14 protein-coding genes are annotated in these 16,472 nt (G+C 70.4%); 4 read left to right on the top strand and 10 right to left on the bottom strand.

Annotated elements, in window-relative coordinates; all coding sequences use genetic code 11:
- Positions 1-28: 28 nt before the first annotated feature.
- Positions 29-1,909, top strand: a complete 1,881-nt coding sequence (locus ACIBKY_RS40605; protein WP_397105534.1) for an ABC transporter ATP-binding protein — start codon at positions 29-31, stop codon at positions 1,907-1,909.
- Here ACIBKY_RS40605 and ACIBKY_RS40600 read toward each other — a convergent pair.
- Positions 1,873-3,282 (bottom strand): MFS transporter, encoded by a 1,410-nt coding sequence (locus ACIBKY_RS40600; RefSeq protein WP_397105532.1) that lies wholly within the window; start codon positions 3,280-3,282, stop codon positions 1,873-1,875. The genes ACIBKY_RS40605 and ACIBKY_RS40600 overlap by 37 nt on opposite strands.
- A gap of 73 nt (positions 3,283-3,355) precedes the next feature.
- Between ACIBKY_RS40600 and ACIBKY_RS40595 the strand changes: the two genes are divergently transcribed.
- Both ACIBKY_RS40595 and ACIBKY_RS40590 read left to right on the top strand, forming a co-directional pair.
- Positions 3,356-4,012 carry a TetR/AcrR family transcriptional regulator gene (locus tag ACIBKY_RS40595; RefSeq protein ID WP_397106003.1) on the top strand — a complete coding sequence of 219 codons (657 nt, stop codon included), beginning with the start codon at positions 3,356-3,358 and terminating at the stop codon, positions 4,010-4,012.
- On the top strand, positions 4,009-4,176 hold the full coding sequence (locus tag ACIBKY_RS40590; protein ID WP_397105530.1) for a hypothetical protein: 168 nt from the start codon (positions 4,009-4,011) through the stop codon (positions 4,174-4,176). Before ACIBKY_RS40595 ends, ACIBKY_RS40590 begins: the two co-directional genes overlap by 4 nt.
- Here ACIBKY_RS40590 and ACIBKY_RS40585 read toward each other — a convergent pair.
- Genes ACIBKY_RS40585 through ACIBKY_RS40570 form a run of 4 tightly spaced genes read right to left on the bottom strand, consistent with a single transcriptional unit; the run spans position 4,157 to position 8,581 of the window.
- Positions 4,157-4,381: a hypothetical protein gene (locus tag ACIBKY_RS40585; RefSeq protein WP_397105528.1), complete on the bottom strand. Its 225-nt coding sequence runs from the start codon at positions 4,379-4,381 to the stop codon at positions 4,157-4,159. The genes ACIBKY_RS40590 and ACIBKY_RS40585 overlap by 20 nt on opposite strands.
- 18 nt (positions 4,382-4,399) lie before the next feature.
- Positions 4,400-5,842, bottom strand: coding sequence for an MFS transporter (locus tag ACIBKY_RS40580; RefSeq protein ID WP_397105526.1), 1,443 nt, complete (start codon positions 5,840-5,842; stop codon positions 4,400-4,402).
- Positions 5,843-5,875: 33 nt separating this feature from the next.
- Positions 5,876-6,538: a Crp/Fnr family transcriptional regulator gene (locus ACIBKY_RS40575; protein ID WP_397105524.1), complete on the bottom strand. Its 663-nt coding sequence runs from the start codon at positions 6,536-6,538 to the stop codon at positions 5,876-5,878.
- Positions 6,539-6,571: 33 nt separating this feature from the next.
- Positions 6,572-8,581, bottom strand: a complete 2,010-nt coding sequence (locus ACIBKY_RS40570; RefSeq protein ID WP_397105522.1) for an adenylate/guanylate cyclase domain-containing protein — start codon at positions 8,579-8,581, stop codon at positions 6,572-6,574.
- Between the two features lie 226 nt (positions 8,582-8,807).
- Between ACIBKY_RS40570 and ACIBKY_RS40565 the strand changes: the two genes are divergently transcribed.
- Positions 8,808-9,728: a hypothetical protein gene (locus ACIBKY_RS40565; RefSeq protein WP_397105520.1), complete on the top strand. Its 921-nt coding sequence runs from the start codon at positions 8,808-8,810 to the stop codon at positions 9,726-9,728.
- 49 nt (positions 9,729-9,777) lie between these two features.
- Here ACIBKY_RS40565 and purL read toward each other — a convergent pair whose 3' ends face one another.
- The 5 genes from purL to ACIBKY_RS40540 all read right to left on the bottom strand — a co-directional run bounded on the left by purL (position 9,778) and on the right by ACIBKY_RS40540 (position 16,375).
- A complete protein-coding gene (gene purL / locus ACIBKY_RS40560) occupies positions 9,778-12,033 on the bottom strand; it encodes a phosphoribosylformylglycinamidine synthase subunit PurL (protein ID WP_397105518.1) in 2,256 nt (751 codons plus the stop codon).
- A complete protein-coding gene (gene purQ / locus ACIBKY_RS40555) occupies positions 12,030-12,710 on the bottom strand; it encodes a phosphoribosylformylglycinamidine synthase subunit PurQ (RefSeq protein ID WP_397105516.1) in 681 nt (226 codons plus the stop codon). Before purQ ends, purL begins: the two co-directional genes overlap by 4 nt.
- 178 nt (positions 12,711-12,888) lie before the next feature.
- Positions 12,889-13,272 carry an ATP-binding protein gene (locus ACIBKY_RS40550; RefSeq protein WP_397106002.1) on the bottom strand — a complete coding sequence of 128 codons (384 nt, stop codon included), beginning with the start codon at positions 13,270-13,272 and terminating at the stop codon, positions 12,889-12,891.
- A gap of 221 nt (positions 13,273-13,493) precedes the next feature.
- A complete protein-coding gene (purS, locus tag ACIBKY_RS40545; protein WP_379613994.1) occupies positions 13,494-13,739 on the bottom strand; it encodes a phosphoribosylformylglycinamidine synthase subunit PurS in 246 nt (81 codons plus the stop codon).
- A 1,190-nt stretch (positions 13,740-14,929) separates the two neighbouring features.
- A complete protein-coding gene (locus ACIBKY_RS40540) occupies positions 14,930-16,375 on the bottom strand; it encodes a hypothetical protein (protein ID WP_397105514.1) in 1,446 nt (481 codons plus the stop codon).
- Positions 16,376-16,472: the final 97 nt, after the last annotated feature.

The raw sequence follows: 16,472 nt of genomic DNA, 5'->3' as shown, positions 1-16,472 counted from the left end.
AGTTTGGTTGAGCTCGTACGGTCTCCCCATGAGCATGGAGATGACCGCCTGGCACCAGCTGTACTCGATGAACAACAACCAGCAGGACCGAAGACGCCTGTCCAAGGCCACGCTGAAACGGATCGGCGGTTTCGCCCGCCCTCACCGCCGCAGGATCGCCGTGTACCTGGCGCTCAGCGTGGTGATGGCGGGCCTGGCCGTCCTGGCCCCCGTCCTGGCGGGCCGGGTGGTGGACGCCATCGTCAAGGCGCAGCCCCTGAGCGTGGTGATCTGGCTGGCCGTGCTCATCGCCGGCCTGGCGCTGGCCGAGGCCGGGCTCGGCCTGATCAGCCGCTGGCTGTCATCGGGGCTGGGCGAGGGGCTGATCCTCGACCTGCGTACCGCGGTGTTCGACCACGTCCAGCGCATGCCGATCGCCTTCTTCACCAGGACGCGCACCGGCGCGCTGGTGAGCCGGCTGAACAACGACGTCATCGGCGCCCAGCGCGCCTTCACCGACACGCTCTCCAGCGTCGCCGGCAACGTGGTCACGCTCGTGCTCACCCTCACGGTCATGATCGGTATCTCCTGGCAGATCACGCTGCTGGCGCTGCTCCTGCTGCCGATCTTCGTGCTGCCCGCCCGCAGGATGGGTCTCAGGATCGCCGACCAGCGCCGCGAGGCCGCCGACCACAACGCGGCCATGAGCACCCAGATGACCGAGCGGTTCTCGGCGCCCGGCGCGACGCTGGTGAAGTTGTTCGGGCGGCCGGCCAGGGAGTCGGCGGAGTTCTCCGCCAGGGCCAGGCGGGTGCGCGACATCGGGGTGCGCACTGCGATGACCCAGTACTTCTTCGTCACCGCCCTCACCCTCGTCTCGGCCCTCGCCCTGGCGCTCGTCTACGGCCTCGGCGGCTTCTACGCCCTGCGCGGCCAGCTCGACCCCGGCTCGGTGGTGGCTCTGGCGCTGCTGCTGACCCGCCTGTACGCGCCGCTGACCAGCCTGGCCAGCGCCCGCGTGGACGTCATGAGCGCCCTGGTCAGCTTCGAGCGGGTCTTCGAAGTGCTCGACCTGGAGCCGCTGATCAAGGACAGGCCGGGGGCGCGGGCCGTACCTGATGGGCCGGTGACCGTGGAGTTCGACGACGTGCGCTTCGCCTACCCGTCGGCCGACAAGGTCTCCCTCGCCTCGCTGGAGGAGGTCGCGACGCTCGACTCCCGCGGCGGCGAGCGGGTGCTGCACGGCATCTCCTTCACCGCCGAGCCCGGCCAGATGATCGCCCTGGTGGGATCCTCGGGCGCGGGCAAGTCGACGATCGCGCAGCTCCTGCCGCGCCTCTACGACGTCGACGAAGGCACGGTACGGCTCGGCGGCGTCGACGTACGCGACCTGAGCGCCGACTCCATCCGCCAGACCCTCGGCATGGTCACCCAGGACGGCCATCTCTTCCACGACTCCATCCGCGGCAACCTGCTCTTCGCCCGCCCGGAGGCCACCGAGGAGGAGATCTGGGACGCCCTGCGCCGGGCCCGCCTGTCCACCCTCATCGAGTCGCTGCCCGACAAGCTGGACACCGTGGTCGGCGAACGCGGCTACCGCCTGTCCGGCGGCGAGCGCCAGCGCCTGACCATCGCCCGCCTTCTGCTGGCCAAGCCCCAGGTGGTGATCCTGGACGAGGCCACCGCCGCGCTCGACTCCACGAGCGAGGCGGCCGTGCAGGCGGCGCTGGCCGAGGCGCTCGACGGCCGGACCGCCGTGGTGATCGCGCACCGCCTGTCCACGATCCGCGCCGCCGACCAGATCCTGGTGATCGAGGACGGCCGGGTGGCCGAGCGCGGCACCCACGAGGAACTGCTGGCCGCCGGCGGCCGCTACGAGGAGCTCTACCGCACTCAGTTCGCCGATCCGGCCATCTCCGCCGCGGCGTGATCGGGCGTACGGGGCCGGCGCCGCATGGCGGACAGGCTCACCGGCACCCCGACGAGCACGATGACCGCCGCGATCACCAGCGTGAACTGGTAGGCGTCGAGGAAGGCGGGCAGCGGGGCCAGGCCGCTGCCGCTCTGCCTGGAGGTCAGGATCGCGCCGAGCACCGTGATCCCGAGCAGCCCGAAGACCTCCCGGGAGACGTTCAGCACGCCGGAGGCGACGCCCGAGCGTCCCTCCGGCAGCGCGTCGAGGATGGCGGTGGTCAGCGGCACCAGCATGCCGCCGCCGAGCCCGTAGACCAGGAACCAGGGCAGCACGTCGAGGTAGCGGCCGCCGGCCCCCACCCCGGAGAGCATGAAGATGGCCGCCGCCATCAGCACGAGGCCGAGCGCCACGGTGGGGCCGATGCCGATGAGCCGGGCCAGCCGCTGTGACAGGAGGGCGACGACGGCCATGACCAGCGCCATCGGCACGAACGCCGCGCCCGCCTCGGTGGGGGAGAAGCCGAGCACGTTCTGCAGCCACAGCGCGCTGAAGAAGTAGATGCCGAACACGCCGAACGACCAGACGCCCATGCTCAGGATGCCGCCGCTGAAGACCCGGCTGCGAAACAGCGACATGTCGATCATCGGCTCGGCCGAGCGTGACTCCACGAGCACGAAGAACACCGCACCGGCCAGGGCGACGGCGAAGGCGGCCAGGATCAGGGGTGAGGTCCAGCCGGCCGACGAACCTTCGATGAGCGCGAAGGTCAGGGCGAACAGGGCGATGGTGGAACTGGCCAGGCCGGGCAGGTCGAGGCTGTGCCGTACCGGCTGGAAGGCGGGGCGCACCGCCCACCAGGCCAGCCAGAACGTGGCGACGCCGAGCGGCACGTTGATCAGGTAGATCCAGCCCCAGTGCAGATACTCGCTGATGAAGCCGCCGGTGACCGGGCCGAGCGCCATCGAGAGGGCGCCGGCCGAGCTCCAGATGCCGACCGCCCTGCCGCGTTCCGCGGGGTCGCGGAAGATCTGCGACAGCAGCGCCAATGAGGTCGGCGTGAGCAGCGCGGCCCCGATGCCCTGGGCGGCGCGGGCGGCGATCAGGGTGCCGCCGGAGTCCGACAGGCCCGCCGCCAGGGACGAGAGCGTGAAGAGCGACAGTCCGACCAGGAAGATCCGCCGCGCGCCGAACAGGTCGGCCAGCCGCCCGCCGACCAGCATGAGCCCGGCGAAGACCAGGATGTACGCGGTCGTGATCCACTCCAGCCCGGAGATCGTGAGACCGAGCTCCCGCTGGATCGTCGGCAGTGCCGTGTTCTGGATGTTGTTGTCCAGGTAGGTCATCGTCGTCCCGAGCGTCACAGCGCCCAGGGCCCACCATCTGCGCATGATCAATCCTTCCTGTACGCCGTACTTGTACGACGTACAGGAGACCTTGTACGGCGTATAGTTGTCAACCGTGATGGGAAAACTGAGCGCCGAGGCGATCGTCGAACGCGCCCTGGAGATCGGCGACGACGAAGGCCTCGACGCGGTCACGATCCGGCGGCTGGCCACCGACCTGGGCGTCACGCCGATGGCGCTCTACTGGCACTTCAAGAACAAGGAACTGCTGCTCATCGGCATGGCCGACCACCTGATCGCCGGTTTCCAGGTCGGCCACGACGACGGGCGGCCCTGGCTCGACCAGCTGCGCGACCTCGTGGAGGGCCTGATCAGGACACTGCGCCGGCATTCGTGCGCCAAGAACGTGCTGGAGCAGATCGACCAGACCCAGGTGCCGCGGTTCCTGGCCGTCTGGGACCTGGCGCTCGGCCTGGCCCGCGAGGGCGGGTTCGGCGTGGAGGAGAGCTGCCTGATCACCAAGTACATCCTGCAGAGCGCCATCGCCATCGCCGACGCCCCCGTGCACTTCCGCGCCGCCCGCACCCCGGAGGAGGCGAGCGAGATGCTCAGGGTCAAGCGGGTGGGCCTGGAGTCGCTGCCCGCCGACCGCTACCCGAACATCGTGGCGATGGCCGCGCCCATGGTCGGCGACCTGGACCCCGGCTTCTACGACTCCTTCGGCGTCGAGCTGATCCTCAGCGGCATCGCCGCCCTGGCAGGATCACGGACATGACCTTCGAGCTGATCTGCGAGATCGAACCGCCCACCAAGCCCGATCTGAAGCACGTCAGGCACCAGATCGGCACGCTGAGCAAGATCGCGCACTCCTTCCTCATCCCCGACAACCACACCCTGACCCCGGCCACACCGCCGAAGATCACTCCGCGACGCCCATAAAGCGCTGGATCGCGAGCATCTCCGCCTGGTCGTCCGGGTCGTTTCGCAGACGCTCGGCATCCTCGCCCGCCTGCTCAAGCTGGAGTTCCCCATATGTCCGCAGGATCGCGTAGCGAGCGGCCTCGGAGCGGGTGCGATGGTCGCCGGTGAGTGCGCGGAGCGCCGTCTCCACGGCCTCGTCGGTCCGCACGGTGAGAGTTCCCATCGTGGCGAGTGTGACACGTTACGGCCTGGGGTCGCGTGCGAGGGCGGCCAGGAGGGCGCCGAGGAGGGCGACGGCGAACAGGACGGTGTAGGCGCGCTGGAAGCCGGTCATGAGCTGGTCCACGGCCACGGGTGACAGCTTGGCCAGCGTGGCCGCGTACACCTGGTCGCGCAGCTCCGGGCCCACCGAGCTGGTGATCAGGCTCAGCGACATGCCCACGCTCAGCACGACCCCCACGTTCATGATCATGATGCGGAAGCCGTTCACCACCCCCAGGCTGCCGGCGGGCAGCGCGGACATCACCTGCGTGGTGTTGCCGGTCAGGAACGTCCCGCTCCCGCACCCGGCCAGGAAGAGCCCCACCCCGATGATCCAGTACGGCGTCGCCGGATCCGCCGTCAGCATCAGCGTCCCGAGACCCAGAGCGCTGAACACCGACCCCCCGATCGACAACGCATGGGGAGACAGGCGGCGCCCGAGCGCCCCGGCGATGGGCGAGGCGAGCGCCATGCCCACGGGCACCGGCAGGACGCTCAGACCGGCGGTGAAGGCGTCCAGGCCCCGGGCGGCCTGGAAGTACAGGGCGACCACCAGGATCAGCGCCGAGCGGGCCAGGGCGTTGCAGAACGAGGCCAGGTTCGCGCAGGCCAGCATCCGCCCCGCGAACAACCCCATGTTGAGCACCGGGTGCGAGGCCCGCCGTTCCACGACCACGATCAGCGGGGCCAGCACCAGGAAGACGGCGGCGCCGGTGAGCACGACGGGGCTGGACAGGCCGCGGGAACCGGCCTCCGACAACGCCAGCAGTACCGCGGACAGGGCGGCGAAGACCAGCACGTTGCCCAGCGCGTCCACCGGCTCGCGCGGCCCGCGCGGCATCTTGCGCAGTGTCACCGCACCCCACGCCAGCGCGATCACCCCGGCGGGCACGTTCACCCAGAAGATCCACTGCCAGCCCGCGGTGTCGGCGATGAGGCCGCCCAGCGTGGGGCCGGCGAGCTGGGCGACGGAGAGGGTGCCGATGTAGACGCCCATGCCCTGGCTCAGCCGGTCGGGCGGGAAGGCGTCGGTGATGATGACGGTCCCGTTGGCCAGGATCATGGCGGCGCCGATGGCCTGGACGACCCGCATCGCCACCAGGAACCACACGTTCGGCGAGAACCCGGCCAGCAGTGAGGCCACGGTGAACAGGGCGAACCCGGCCAAATAGATCTCCCGCCGCCCGAGCAGGTCGGCGACCCGGCCGAAGAAGACCAGGCTGGCGGTGTTGACCAGCAGGAACGCCAGCAGGATCCAGCCCGACTCGAACGGCCCCGCCCGGAAGTGCCGGACGACCGCGGGCAGCGCCACATTGAGCGTGCTCCCGGCGATGCCGATCAGGACAAGCCCGAGGCTGGTGACCGACACCACCTTCCAGGCATACCGGAGGCGGCTGGCGTAATCGGGGGAGACCGCGACCATGCCCCCACTATGACGTACGACGTACGTCCGTTTTCACCTGGCCCGCTTGCGCAGCCCCTCCAGGTCGTGGATGATCACCCGCCGCCGCCCGGTCTCGATCAGCCCGCGGTCGCGCAGCGAACGCAGTGCCTTGCTGACCGCCTCCCGCGAGGCGCCGGTCCAGCCGGCCAGTTCGTCCTGGGACAGGGGCAGCGCCACGCGTACCCCGCTGTTGGTCTTCTCGCCGTAGCGCTCGGCCAGCTCGATCAGCCGGGTCGCCACCCGCCCCGTCGTGTCGAACGCGCCGTACTCGATCCGCTTGCGGTCGGCGTCGCGCAGCTTCTCGGTGACCGACTGCATGAGCAGCACCGCCACCCGCCCGTGCTCGCGCAGGTAGGCGGGGAAGTCCCGCACCACGATGCCCTCGATCGGCTCCAGCGCCGCCACCGTGGCCGAGCGCGGCCAGCCGTCGATCGAGGACATCTCGCCGATCAGCGCGCCCGGCCCGCGGATGGCCAGCACGACCTCGGTGCCGCTGCTGGTGTGCGAGGAGCACTTGACCCGGCCCTCGGTCAGCACCAGCACCCAGTCGGAGGTGTCGCCTTCGGTCATGACGGTCGTGCCGCGCTCCCATCGGCGCGGCCGGCCCGCCGCGCGCAGCGCGGCGATCTCTTCCGGGGTGAGCAAGGAGGTGAACTCGCCAGGCTCTGGGTTCATGCCGCGATTATGACTGTACGGCCGCCGCCCCTTCTATGGCATTGTCAGCAGAACGTGAGCCTCCACCCGCTCATCCTTGCCCTTGAGCTCCAGCCTTCCCAGCGGCCGGGTCGCCGCGCCGGCGCCCAGCTGGGCCAGGGTGGTCGCGCCGATGACCACCGAGCCGGGCTCCGCGACACCCTGCAGCCGCGCGGCCACGTTCACGCAGTCGCCCATCGCGTTGAACCCGCGCAGCTCCGGGCTGCCGATGTTGCCCACGAGGGCGGGACCGGTGTTGACCCCGACACGGAACGTCGGCCACTCCACATCGGCTCCCCGGCTCTCGGCGGCGATCACCTCCGCCGCCTCCTGCATCGCCAGCGCCGCCCGGCAGGCCGCCGCCGCGTGGTCGTGCTGGGTGGCCGGCGCGTTGAACAACGCCAGGAGCGCGTCCCCGACGAACTGCACGATCGTGCCGCCGTTGTCGAGAATGCACGGCACCGCGGCGGTGTGGTAGCGGTTGAGCATCTCCACGATCTCGCCGGGCGTGACCCGCTCGGAGAACGTCGTGAACCCCTTGAGGTCGGCGAACAACGCGGTGAGCTGCTTCAGCTGCCCGCCGAGCGCCGCCTGGTCCGGATCGGCGAGCAGCGCGTTGGCCACGTCGGGCGACATGTACTGCCGGAACAACGTGTTGAGCTCGTGGTAGAGGCGGGCGTTCTCCAGCGAGATCGACAGCTGCCCAGCCAGCGTGGCCGCGAGCGCCTCGTCCTGCGCGGTACGGCCCAGCGGCACCTCCAGCGCTCCGGCCAGATGCCCCTTCACGGTCAGCGGGTAGGCGACAAGCTGGTCCCGGTGCACCGGTGCGTGGCCCTCGAAGACGTACTCGCGTGAGCCGATGTCCACCTGCCCGTCGGAGACCAGGCCGATCCTGACGTCCCCGTACGCCTGGCGGACCCGTTCCAGCGCCGTGGCCAGCAGCTCCGTCTCCGGCAGGCCGACCCGGGTCTGGGCGCTGACGTCCACGAGGGCGGCCAGGCGCTCCGACAGCCGCCGCTCGTTGGCCAGGGCCTCGCCGGCCCGGTCAAGGACGGCCGCCTGGCTCTCGGTCAGGTCGAACTTGCCGGCCAGGCGGGTGGCGGCCAGGGGTTCGCCGCGCCGTACGTGCTCGACGACCTCTTCCAGGGCACGGTCGTAGTCGGCCTTGACGCGCGCCACCGTCGCCGACAGGGCGACGGCGTCGAAAAGGCCGGCGCTGGATCCCTCGCGCCGGAACTTCAGGTAGGAGCTGTAGCCGACGAAGACGAAGGCCAGCGTCAGCAGGATGTGCCAGAGCCACCAGGTCAGGTGCCAGTTGAGCTGCGACATCCCGGCCAGCATCGCCTCGCCCAGGAGCGCGTAGGCGGTGATCAGGCTGATCAGCATGGCCGCGGGGCGCCTGCGGTGGATCAGGAACATCATGACGGTGGCGGCGCCGTACAGCAGGACACCGGGGATGGAGCCCCAGACCAGCCAGTCGGCGTGCTCGCCGAGCGGCGGGTCGCTGAGCGCGGTGAGGCCGGGCAGCAGCGAGGCGAGACCCCACAGGATCATGAAGCCGATGAGCGCGCCGCGGATGACGTGCTGTGCCTCCAGTACGCGCGCCGCCGCGCGCTCGCCCATCGGCAGGGCGGAGGCGAACGCGAACCCGGCCGCGAGCGTGAGCCCGACCTGCTGCCCGATGTCGAATCCGAGCGAGCCGACCGGAAGGATCACCTGCGGAGTGGCCAGGCCGTGCAGGAAGAAGAACCCGGCGCTGGTCAGAAACACCATGGACACGAGGAACAGCCGTGCGTCCTGCCGCCGGCGCGAGGCCTCGCTGACCATCAGGCCGAGTGTCACGTTGAGTCCGGCGACCGCGAGGATCATCCAGAAGTGGCTGGGATTGTGCTGCCACATGATGTTCAGCTTCTCCTGCGCGAGGAGAAGCCAGAGTCCGAGCAGGGGCAGCGCTAGATGGATCGCCCAGACGACGGCTCTGACCGGCTGGGTGGCTGGCGGGAGGTAGGGACGGTCGGTAGGCAACGTGCGGCCTCCGCAGTGACGTGGGCCCCGATCAGTCCTGATTATCCCTAAGTCCGGCGCGGAGCGGTGCGTCGTTTTACGCAGTCCGTCAGTCAGAGTTGGTAAGCCCAGTTCGTCACTCTCTGTTAGTTATGAACACGTTATGTGATTCCTGTCATCCGTTGGAACGGTTGAAGCGTGAACCTCATGCTCACCATGAGCCTCAGATTCCCCTGGAAGGACAACCGTGGCCCTCAAGACTCGCGTGCTCCCGCTCGCCGCCGCAGGCGCGCTGGCCGCCTCACTGCTGACCGTCGGTGGCGTCGCCACCGCTTCCACCTCCTCGGCGGCCGAGGTGCACGCGTGCGTGCACAAGAAGACCCGGTACGCCCGCATCGTCAACCCGGCCACGCCTTGCAGGAAGACCGAGGTCCGGGTGCTCATCGGGGGCAGCGGCGGGCACAGCACGTCCGGCGTCCAGGGCCCCCAGGGCGAGCGCGGCCCCGCGGGCCCCGCCGGCCCGACCGGCGCGACCGGCCCGCAGGGCCCCAAGGGCGTGCCCGGCCTGAAGGGCGCCACCGGCCCGCAGGGCCCGAAGGGCCTCGACGGCAAGGACGGCGCCCCGGGCAAGGACGGCGCGACCGGTCCCAAGGGCGCCGACGGCAAGGACGGCGCGACCGGCCCCAAGGGCGCGGATGGCAAGGACGGCCTCCCGGGCAAGGACGGAGCCCCGGGCAAGGACGGCGAGCGCGGCCTGACCGGGCCGGCGGGCCCCAAGGGCGACGACGGCAAGCCCGGTACCCCGGGCGCCCCCGGCAAGCCTGGTGAGAAGGGCGAGACCGGGCCCCGCGGCTACAAGGGCGACACCGGACCCCAGGGTCCTCAGGGTCCCAAGGGCGAGCCGGGTGGTGGCGGCGGCACCTACACCACCTACACGAAGTCCGCTTCCATCGGCGGCTACGGCACCGGCAGCGTCTCGTGCAACGGCAACGACGCGGTCACCGGCGGCGGCTTCTCCGGCGTCTCCTCGCGCTACACCGTGACCAGCAGCATGCCCTCGGGCTCCGGCTGGTCGGTGTCGGTCGAGAAGCTGGACAACGACCACGACAAGAGCGGAAGCCACGGCAACAAGGGCACCGTCTACGTGGTCTGCCTCAAGAAGGTCTGACACGCGCTGAGGGGCCGGTGGTCACGCCACCGGCCCCTCAGAACCCGTACTAGCCCAGCAGCTCCGGCAGCGTCCCCTCGTGCGTCTCGCGCAGTTCCGCGAGCGGCACCTCGAACACGCCCTCCACGACCAGCGCCGGCCCACCGGTCACGCCGAGCCCGTAACAGGGCACCTCGTGCCGCGCGCACAGCGCCGCGAACTCGTCGAACGCCTCCGGCCTGACCGCCACCAGCGCCCGCGCCGACGACTCGCTGAACAGGTCGGTGAACGTGTCCCCGGTCAGCGAAGCCGACACCGTGGCGCCGACCCCGGCGGCCAGGCAGGCCTCGGCCAGCGCGATCCCGAGACCGCCGTCCGACAGGTCATGCGACCCCTGAAGCAGCCCGCGCCGAGCCGCCTCGACCAGCACGGTGGCCAGCGCGGCCTCCGCGACGAGGTCGGCCTCGGGCGGCAGCCCGCCCAGGTGGCCATGCGCCACGTGCGCCCATTCGGACCCGCCGAACTCGGCCTTCGTCTCACCCAGCAGCGCGACCCGCAGCCCCTCGGCGGGGAACCCGGACGGCACCCGCTTGGCCACGTCGTCGATGACGCCGAGCACGCCCACGACCGGCGTCGGGTGGATGGCGGTGCTGCCGGTCTGGTTGTAGAAGGAGACGTTGCCGCCGGTCACCGGCACGCCGAGGATCTTGCAGGCGTCGGCCAGGCCGCGTACCGCCTCGGCGAACTGCCACATCACCTCGGGGTCCTCGGGCGAGCCGAAGTTGAGGCAGTTGGTGACGGCCAGCGGCTTGGCCCCGGTGACGGCCACGTTCCGATAGGCCTCGGCCAGCGCCAGCTGCGCCCCCGCGTACGGGTCGAGCTTGGCGTAGCGGCCGTTGCCGTCGGTGGCCAGCGCGATGCCGCGGGTGGTGGGCTCCGAGCCCACCATCACCTCGGAGATACGCAGCATGCCCGCGTCGGCCGGCTGGGCCAGCACGGTGTTGGAGCGCACGTAGCGGTCGTACTGGGAGGTCACCCACTCCTTGGAGGCCAGGTTCGGCGAGCCGAGGAGCTGCAGGAGCGCGGCCCGCAGGTTGTCCGGGCGCTCCAGGCGGTCGGGCGTGTCGGCGTTGAGCGCCGGCTGGCCGACCGGCTCGTGGTAGGGCCGCTCGTACACCGGTCCGTCGTCGGCCGCGGTGCCCGGCGGGATGTCCACGATGACCTCGCCGTCCCAGGTCATGATCAGGCGGCCGGTGTCGGTCACCTCGCCGATGACGACGGCGGGCACGTCCCACTTCTCGCAGATGGCCATGAAGGCCGGGATGTCCGACGGCGTGACGACCGCCATCATCCGCTCCTGCGACTCGCTCATCAGGATCTCCTCCGGCCGGAGCGAGGGATCGCGGAGCGGGACCAGGTTGAGGTCGACGTGCATGCCGCCGGTGCCCTTGGCGGCCAGTTCCGTGGTGGCGCACGAGACGCCCGCCGCGCCGAGGTCCTGGATGCCGACGACCACGTCGGCCGCGTAGAGCTCCAGGCAGCACTCGATGAGCAGCTTCTCCATGAACGGGTCGCCGACCTGTACGGCGGGCCGCTTGGCCTGTGACTCGTCCTCGAAGGTCGCCGAGGCCAGCACCGAGGCGCCGCCGATGCCGTCGGGGCCGGTGGAGGCGCCGAACAGCACGACCTTGTTGCCGGGGCCCGGCGCGGTGGCCAGCTTGATCTGGTCCTTGCGCAGCAGGCCGACGCAGAGGGCGTTGACCAGCGGGTTGCCGATGTAGCAGGGGTCGAACACGACCTCGCCGCCGATGTTGGGCAGGCCGAGGCAGTTGCCGTAGGAGGAGATGCCCTCGACGACGCCGGGCAGCACCCGCCTGGTGTCCTGCTGGTGGGCGCCGCCGAAGCGCAGCGCGTCCATGACGGCGATCGGGCGCGCGCCCATCGACATGATGTCGCGCACGATGCCGCCGACGCCGGTGGCCGCGCCCTGGTGCGGCTCGACGTAGGACGGGTGGTTGTGCGACTCGATCTTGAACGTGGCGGCCCAGCCGTCGCCGATGTCGACGACGCCGGCGTTCTCGCCCATGCCGACGAGCAGCGCCTCGGACTTCGGTGCCTTGGTGGCGAACTGCCGCAGATGCACCTTGGAGGACTTGTACGAGCAGTGCTCCGACCACATGACGGAGTAGATGGCCAGCTCGGACCCGGTGGGCCGGCGCCCCAGGATCTCCTTGACCCGGTCGTACTCGTCCCGCTTCATCCCGAGTTCGGCGAACGGCATCGCCTCATCGGGGGTCTCCGCGGCTCGCTTCACGCTGTCGGTCATGAGTTCACCAGCTTCCGCAGGATGGAGGTGAAGAAGCCGCGGCCGTCGGTCGACGGGGCGCCGACCAGGTCTTCGACCGCGTGCTCGGGGTGCGGCATGAGGCCGACGACGTTGCCGGCCTCGTTGGTGATGCCCGCGATGTCATTGAGCGAGCCGTTGGGGTTGCCGAGGTAGCGGAAGACCACCCGGCCATCCGCCTCCAGCCCGGCCAGCGTCTCGTCGGAGGCGACGTAGCGCCCCTCGCCGTGCTTGACCGGCAGGACGATCTCCTGGCCGGCCGCGAAGTCGTGGGTCCAGGCGGTGCGGTCCGACTCCACGCGCACCCGCTGGTCGCGGCAGACGTAGTGCAGTGAGGCGTTGCGGGTCAGCGCCCCGGGCAGCAGGTGCGCCTCGCACAGGATCTGGAACCCGTTGCAGGTGCCGAGCACGGGCAGACCCGCCCTCGCCGCCGGGATCAGCTCGTCCATCAGCGGCGCGAACCGGGAGATGGCCCCGCACCGCAGGTAGTCGCCGTAGGAGAAGCCGCCGGGCAGGAAGACCGCGTCCACTCCCTTGAGATCGTGGTCGGCGTGCCACAGCGGAACGGCCTCGGCACCGGCCAGGCGCACGGCTCTCGCCGCGTCCTGGTCGTCGAGTGTGCCGGGAAACGTGACAATGCCCACTCGGGCAGCGCTCATGACTTCGTCCCTCCGAGGATGCGCACGCGCGCGCCACCATCTCTTGCTGGCGGATGGCGGTCTGCGGCGGTGCCCACAATCTATCGGGTGCGCGGGCGTGCCTCTGTGAGGGCCTCCGGATGCGGACATGCCGCTGGTACGGCGAGGCGGCGGCCTGCCGTACGGAATGGGGGGATTGTCAGACGGCGGCGAGCTCGCGCGGCCGGGTGCCGGCCTCGTCCCACGCCAGCTGCTTGCGCAGGTGGACCGTGGTGCCCTGGCCGGGCGTGACACCGAAGGAGATCTCGTCCACGACAGAGCGCATGATCAGCAGGCCGCGGCCGTTCTCGGTCTCGGGAGGCGGGAAGTGCAGGGGCATCGAGGGCAGTCCGCCGCCGTTGTCGGCGACGCGGACGTCGCACCGGCCGTAGCCGATGGCGGCCGTGACCTCGTAGCGGTTGGCGGGACCCCCGTGCCGCACCGCGTTGGAACATGCCTCGGAGACGGCGAGCAGCATGTCGGCGATGCAGCTTTCGCTTACGCTGAGTGAGCGCATAGCATCGCCGAGCACTCGCCTGACCATCGGTATGCCGATCGCATCCCGAGGCAGTGCCAACGAGAACTCAATATCCACCGGACCCCTCCCGGCGCCAGAACGTCACCTGGAGTAGGTTTCCCCGAGAAATCAGGGCTAACCGCAAAATCACGTTGTTGTTATTTAGTATTGGTAAGCCCGTGGGATTGTGGCACAGCAAAACCCGGCTTTAAGCCGCCAGGGGCAATTCTGGTGCCAAACGTACGCTTCTACCCCTCAACCCGCACGACGTAGTCCTCGATGACGGTGTTGGCCAGGAGCGTCTCGGCCATCTTTCGGACGTCCGCAAGTGCCGCCTCGTCGGCGGGGCCGTCCAGTTCGATCTCGAAGCGCTTGCCCTGACGGACCGCGGAGACCCCGGCGAAGCCCAGCCTAGGCAGGGCCCGGGCGATCGCCTGCCCCTGCGGGTCGAGAATCTCCGGCTTCAGCATGACGTCGACGATGACGCGCGCCACTTGGGTCCTCCTGCGATGGCGATGGTGGTCGGGTGCCGAGGGTCAAGCCTAGTGCCAGGCAGACCAGCGGAATCGCCGGGATGACGTAACGTACGTCATAGGCGGCCAGGAAGGGCGGCGAGACGACCAGCGCGAGCGCCGCCACCCCCGGCAGCAGCGCGTCCCAGCGCCGCCGGACCAGCGCGGCGCCGAGCGCGCCGGCCAGGCCGAGCATCAGCACGGGGAAGGGCACGTAGCCGAAGCGCTGGTAGGCGCGCAGCCATCCGGCGAACGGCTCGACGACGCGGGTGGCGGCCGGGCCGTCCTCGTAGGACTCGGCGATCCGCTTCACCGAGCCGTTCAGCGGGCGCTCGGCGGCGGGGAACTTGTAGGGCGTCTTCTCCGCCGCGGCGGTGCGCTCCCAGCGCAGCAGCTTGGTGAGGTCGGTGGCCACCGCGCCGAGGTAGGGGCCGGGCTGGGCGAGAATCGCCTTCCTGGCGAACTCGCCGGCCAGCTGGTTGCGGTTGGCGGTGCCGGGCACCTTGAGCAGGGGCGAGAAGCTCTCCCACAGCCAGTACGGCGGGTAGGGGCGCCGCTCCACCGGCATGTCCGGGCAGAGCACGGCCAGGCGCTCCGGCGGCCTGATCACCGCGCAGTCGGCGAAGCTCATGGTCCTGGACCACAGGAAGTTGCCGTCCGCCTCGGTCAGCGCGAACTTCCCCTTTTCGACCTTGGTCCAGGTGGCGTACGCGCCGAGCGGGATGGCCCCGGCCACGACGAGGGCCAGCAGGGGGCGCCAGCCGTACCTGCGGATGAGCAGGTAGGCGGCGGTGAGGATGAGCAGCGGCAGGCCGACCGTGCGGGTGATGCCGGCGAGCCCGAGCAGTAGCCCGCCCACGGCGGCGGTGGCCGGCGTCACCCGCCAGACGATGAGCGTGATCGCGCCGCAGACCAGCACGATGAAGACGAGGTCGGCCATGATCATGTGTTCGAGCAGGACCATGAACTCGTCGAAGAGGATGGGCGTGACCAGCAGCGTGGCACCCCAGCCGGGCAGGCCGCGGCGGCGTAGCAGCAGGTAGACGCCGACCGCGAGGGCCAGGCCGAGCAGGTGCTGCGCGACGGTGATCAGCGTGAGGCTGTGCGCGGGGCGCAGCAGCGCCAGCAGCAGGGAGTAGCCCGACGGGCGGGTGGTGCCGGGGGCCAGCTTCTCACTCAGGAAGGCGAAGGAGTCGCCGAAGAACAGCAGCGACGGGGGATAGCCCAGGACGGCCAGCAGGCGCAGCGCGATCGCGGGTATCAGGGTGAGGATCAGGGCGCGGTGTGCTGACACGGGAACTTCTCTTCCTCGGGAGACCGCGATCCAGGCTAATAGGAAATGTCACCATCCCGATCGCCAGACAGGTCAGCGGGATGGCCGCGAGCACGTATCGGATGTCGTATCCGCTCACGAACGGCGGACCGGCCACCAGCGTCACAGCCGCCAGTCCGGGCAGCAGCGCCTCGGGCCGCCGCCTGATCGCCGCCGCCGCCAGCGAGCCGAGGAGAGCCAGCGTGAGCAGCGGGTACGGCAGGTAGCCGAAGCGCTGGTAGGCGCGCATCCACCCGGCGTACGGCTCGATGAGGCGCGTGTCCGCGGGGCCCCGCTCGTAGCTCGCGGGCCCGGGGTCCTTCACCCGCCGCTCCTCGCGCGGAAACTGGTACGGATTGCGTTTGCCGGGCACCACCCGCGAAGAGGTGCGCTCCCAGCGCAGCAACTCGCCGAGATCCCTGCCCACGGCCGTCAGGTACGCCCCCGGCTGGGCGGTGATCGCCTCGCGGGCGAAACGCCCGGCCACCGCGTTGCGCTCCTTGACCGGGATGCGATCGAGCGTCCCGCCCCACAGCCAGAACGGCGGCGCCGCCCGCTGCCCGGCGGGCTGGTCCGTACAGAGACGGGTGTCGGAGGGCCTGATCACCCGGCAGTCGGCGAAGCTCATGGTCCGCGCCCACAGGAACATCCCGTCCGCCCTGGTCAGGGCCGGTGATCCGGTCTCGGCGAACGCCCAGGCTGAGTACGCGAGCAGCGGCGCCAGCCCGGCCGCGGCCAGTCGCAGCACCGGCCGGGGGCCCACCCTGCGCGCAGCCAGGTAGGCCACGCCGAGGACGAGCACCGGCAGGCCGATCGTCCTGGTGAGCGCGGCGGCTCCGAGCAGCAGGCCGGCCGTGCCGTACCGGCCGCTGAGCAGGGTGAGCACGCCGCCCGTCAGCAGCGCGGCGAACAGCGCGTCGGCCATCACCATGTGCTCCATGAGGATGAGGAACTCATCGAACAGCAGCGGCGTGACGACCAGCGTGGCGCCCCACCCGGGCAGGCCGCGGCGGCGTAGTAATGCATAGACCGAAACCGCCACGACGAGCCCGATCAGGTGCTGTGCCGCGGTGACCAGGGCCAGGCTGTGCGCCGGGCGGAGCAGGTGCAGGAAGATGGAGTAACCCGCAGGCCGGAACGTTCCAGGGGCGGGCTCGCGGAGGTAGGTGAAGGAATCGGCGAAGAACAGCAGGGCCGGGGGATGCCCGGCCATGGTCAGAACGCGCAACACCACGGCCGGGACCAGTGCCGCGAGCAGAAACCAGTGGTTTCCGGGCAGCACAAAGACACGTGATGTCGATATCACGTCGGCTCCTTTGGCGGTCGTTTACCTCTTCTTGCCGCCTGTTGTCGAAAGGGTTCACGCCCGTTACGTGGGGAACTTGGACGACATGGGGCTTGCG

It is taken from the genome of Nonomuraea sp. NPDC050394 (assembly GCF_044459065.1).
Taxonomy (GTDB): Bacteria; Actinomycetota; Actinomycetes; order Streptosporangiales; family Streptosporangiaceae; genus Nonomuraea.
This window is presented reverse-complemented; position numbering and strand designations above follow the sequence as displayed.

What these genes read in the sequence shown, in the direction of transcription:
- ACIBKY_RS40550 (WP_397106002.1), bottom strand. Translation starts at nt 13,272, where the DNA reads ATGGTCAGGCGAGTGCTCGGCGATGCTATGCGCTCACTCAGCGTAAGC.
- ACIBKY_RS40580 (WP_397105526.1), bottom strand. Translation starts at nt 5,842, where the DNA reads ATGGTCGCGGTCTCCCCCGATTACGCCAGCCGCCTCCGGTATGCCTGG.
- purL (WP_397105518.1), bottom strand. Translation starts at nt 12,033, where the DNA reads ATGACCGACAGCGTGAAGCGAGCCGCGGAGACCCCCGATGAGGCGATG.
- ACIBKY_RS40590 (WP_397105530.1), top strand. Translation starts at nt 4,009, where the DNA reads ATGACCTTCGAGCTGATCTGCGAGATCGAACCGCCCACCAAGCCCGAT.
- ACIBKY_RS40575 (WP_397105524.1), bottom strand. Translation starts at nt 6,538, where the DNA reads ATGAACCCAGAGCCTGGCGAGTTCACCTCCTTGCTCACCCCGGAAGAG.
- purQ (WP_397105516.1), bottom strand. Translation starts at nt 12,710, where the DNA reads ATGAGCGCTGCCCGAGTGGGCATTGTCACGTTTCCCGGCACACTCGAC.
- ACIBKY_RS40600 (WP_397105532.1), bottom strand. Translation starts at nt 3,282, where the DNA reads ATGCGCAGATGGTGGGCCCTGGGCGCTGTGACGCTCGGGACGACGATG.
- ACIBKY_RS40585 (WP_397105528.1), bottom strand. Translation starts at nt 4,381, where the DNA reads ATGGGAACTCTCACCGTGCGGACCGACGAGGCCGTGGAGACGGCGCTC.
- ACIBKY_RS40605 (WP_397105534.1), top strand. Translation starts at nt 29, where the DNA reads ATGAGCATGGAGATGACCGCCTGGCACCAGCTGTACTCGATGAACAAC.
- ACIBKY_RS40595 (WP_397106003.1), top strand. Translation starts at nt 3,356, where the DNA reads ATGGGAAAACTGAGCGCCGAGGCGATCGTCGAACGCGCCCTGGAGATC.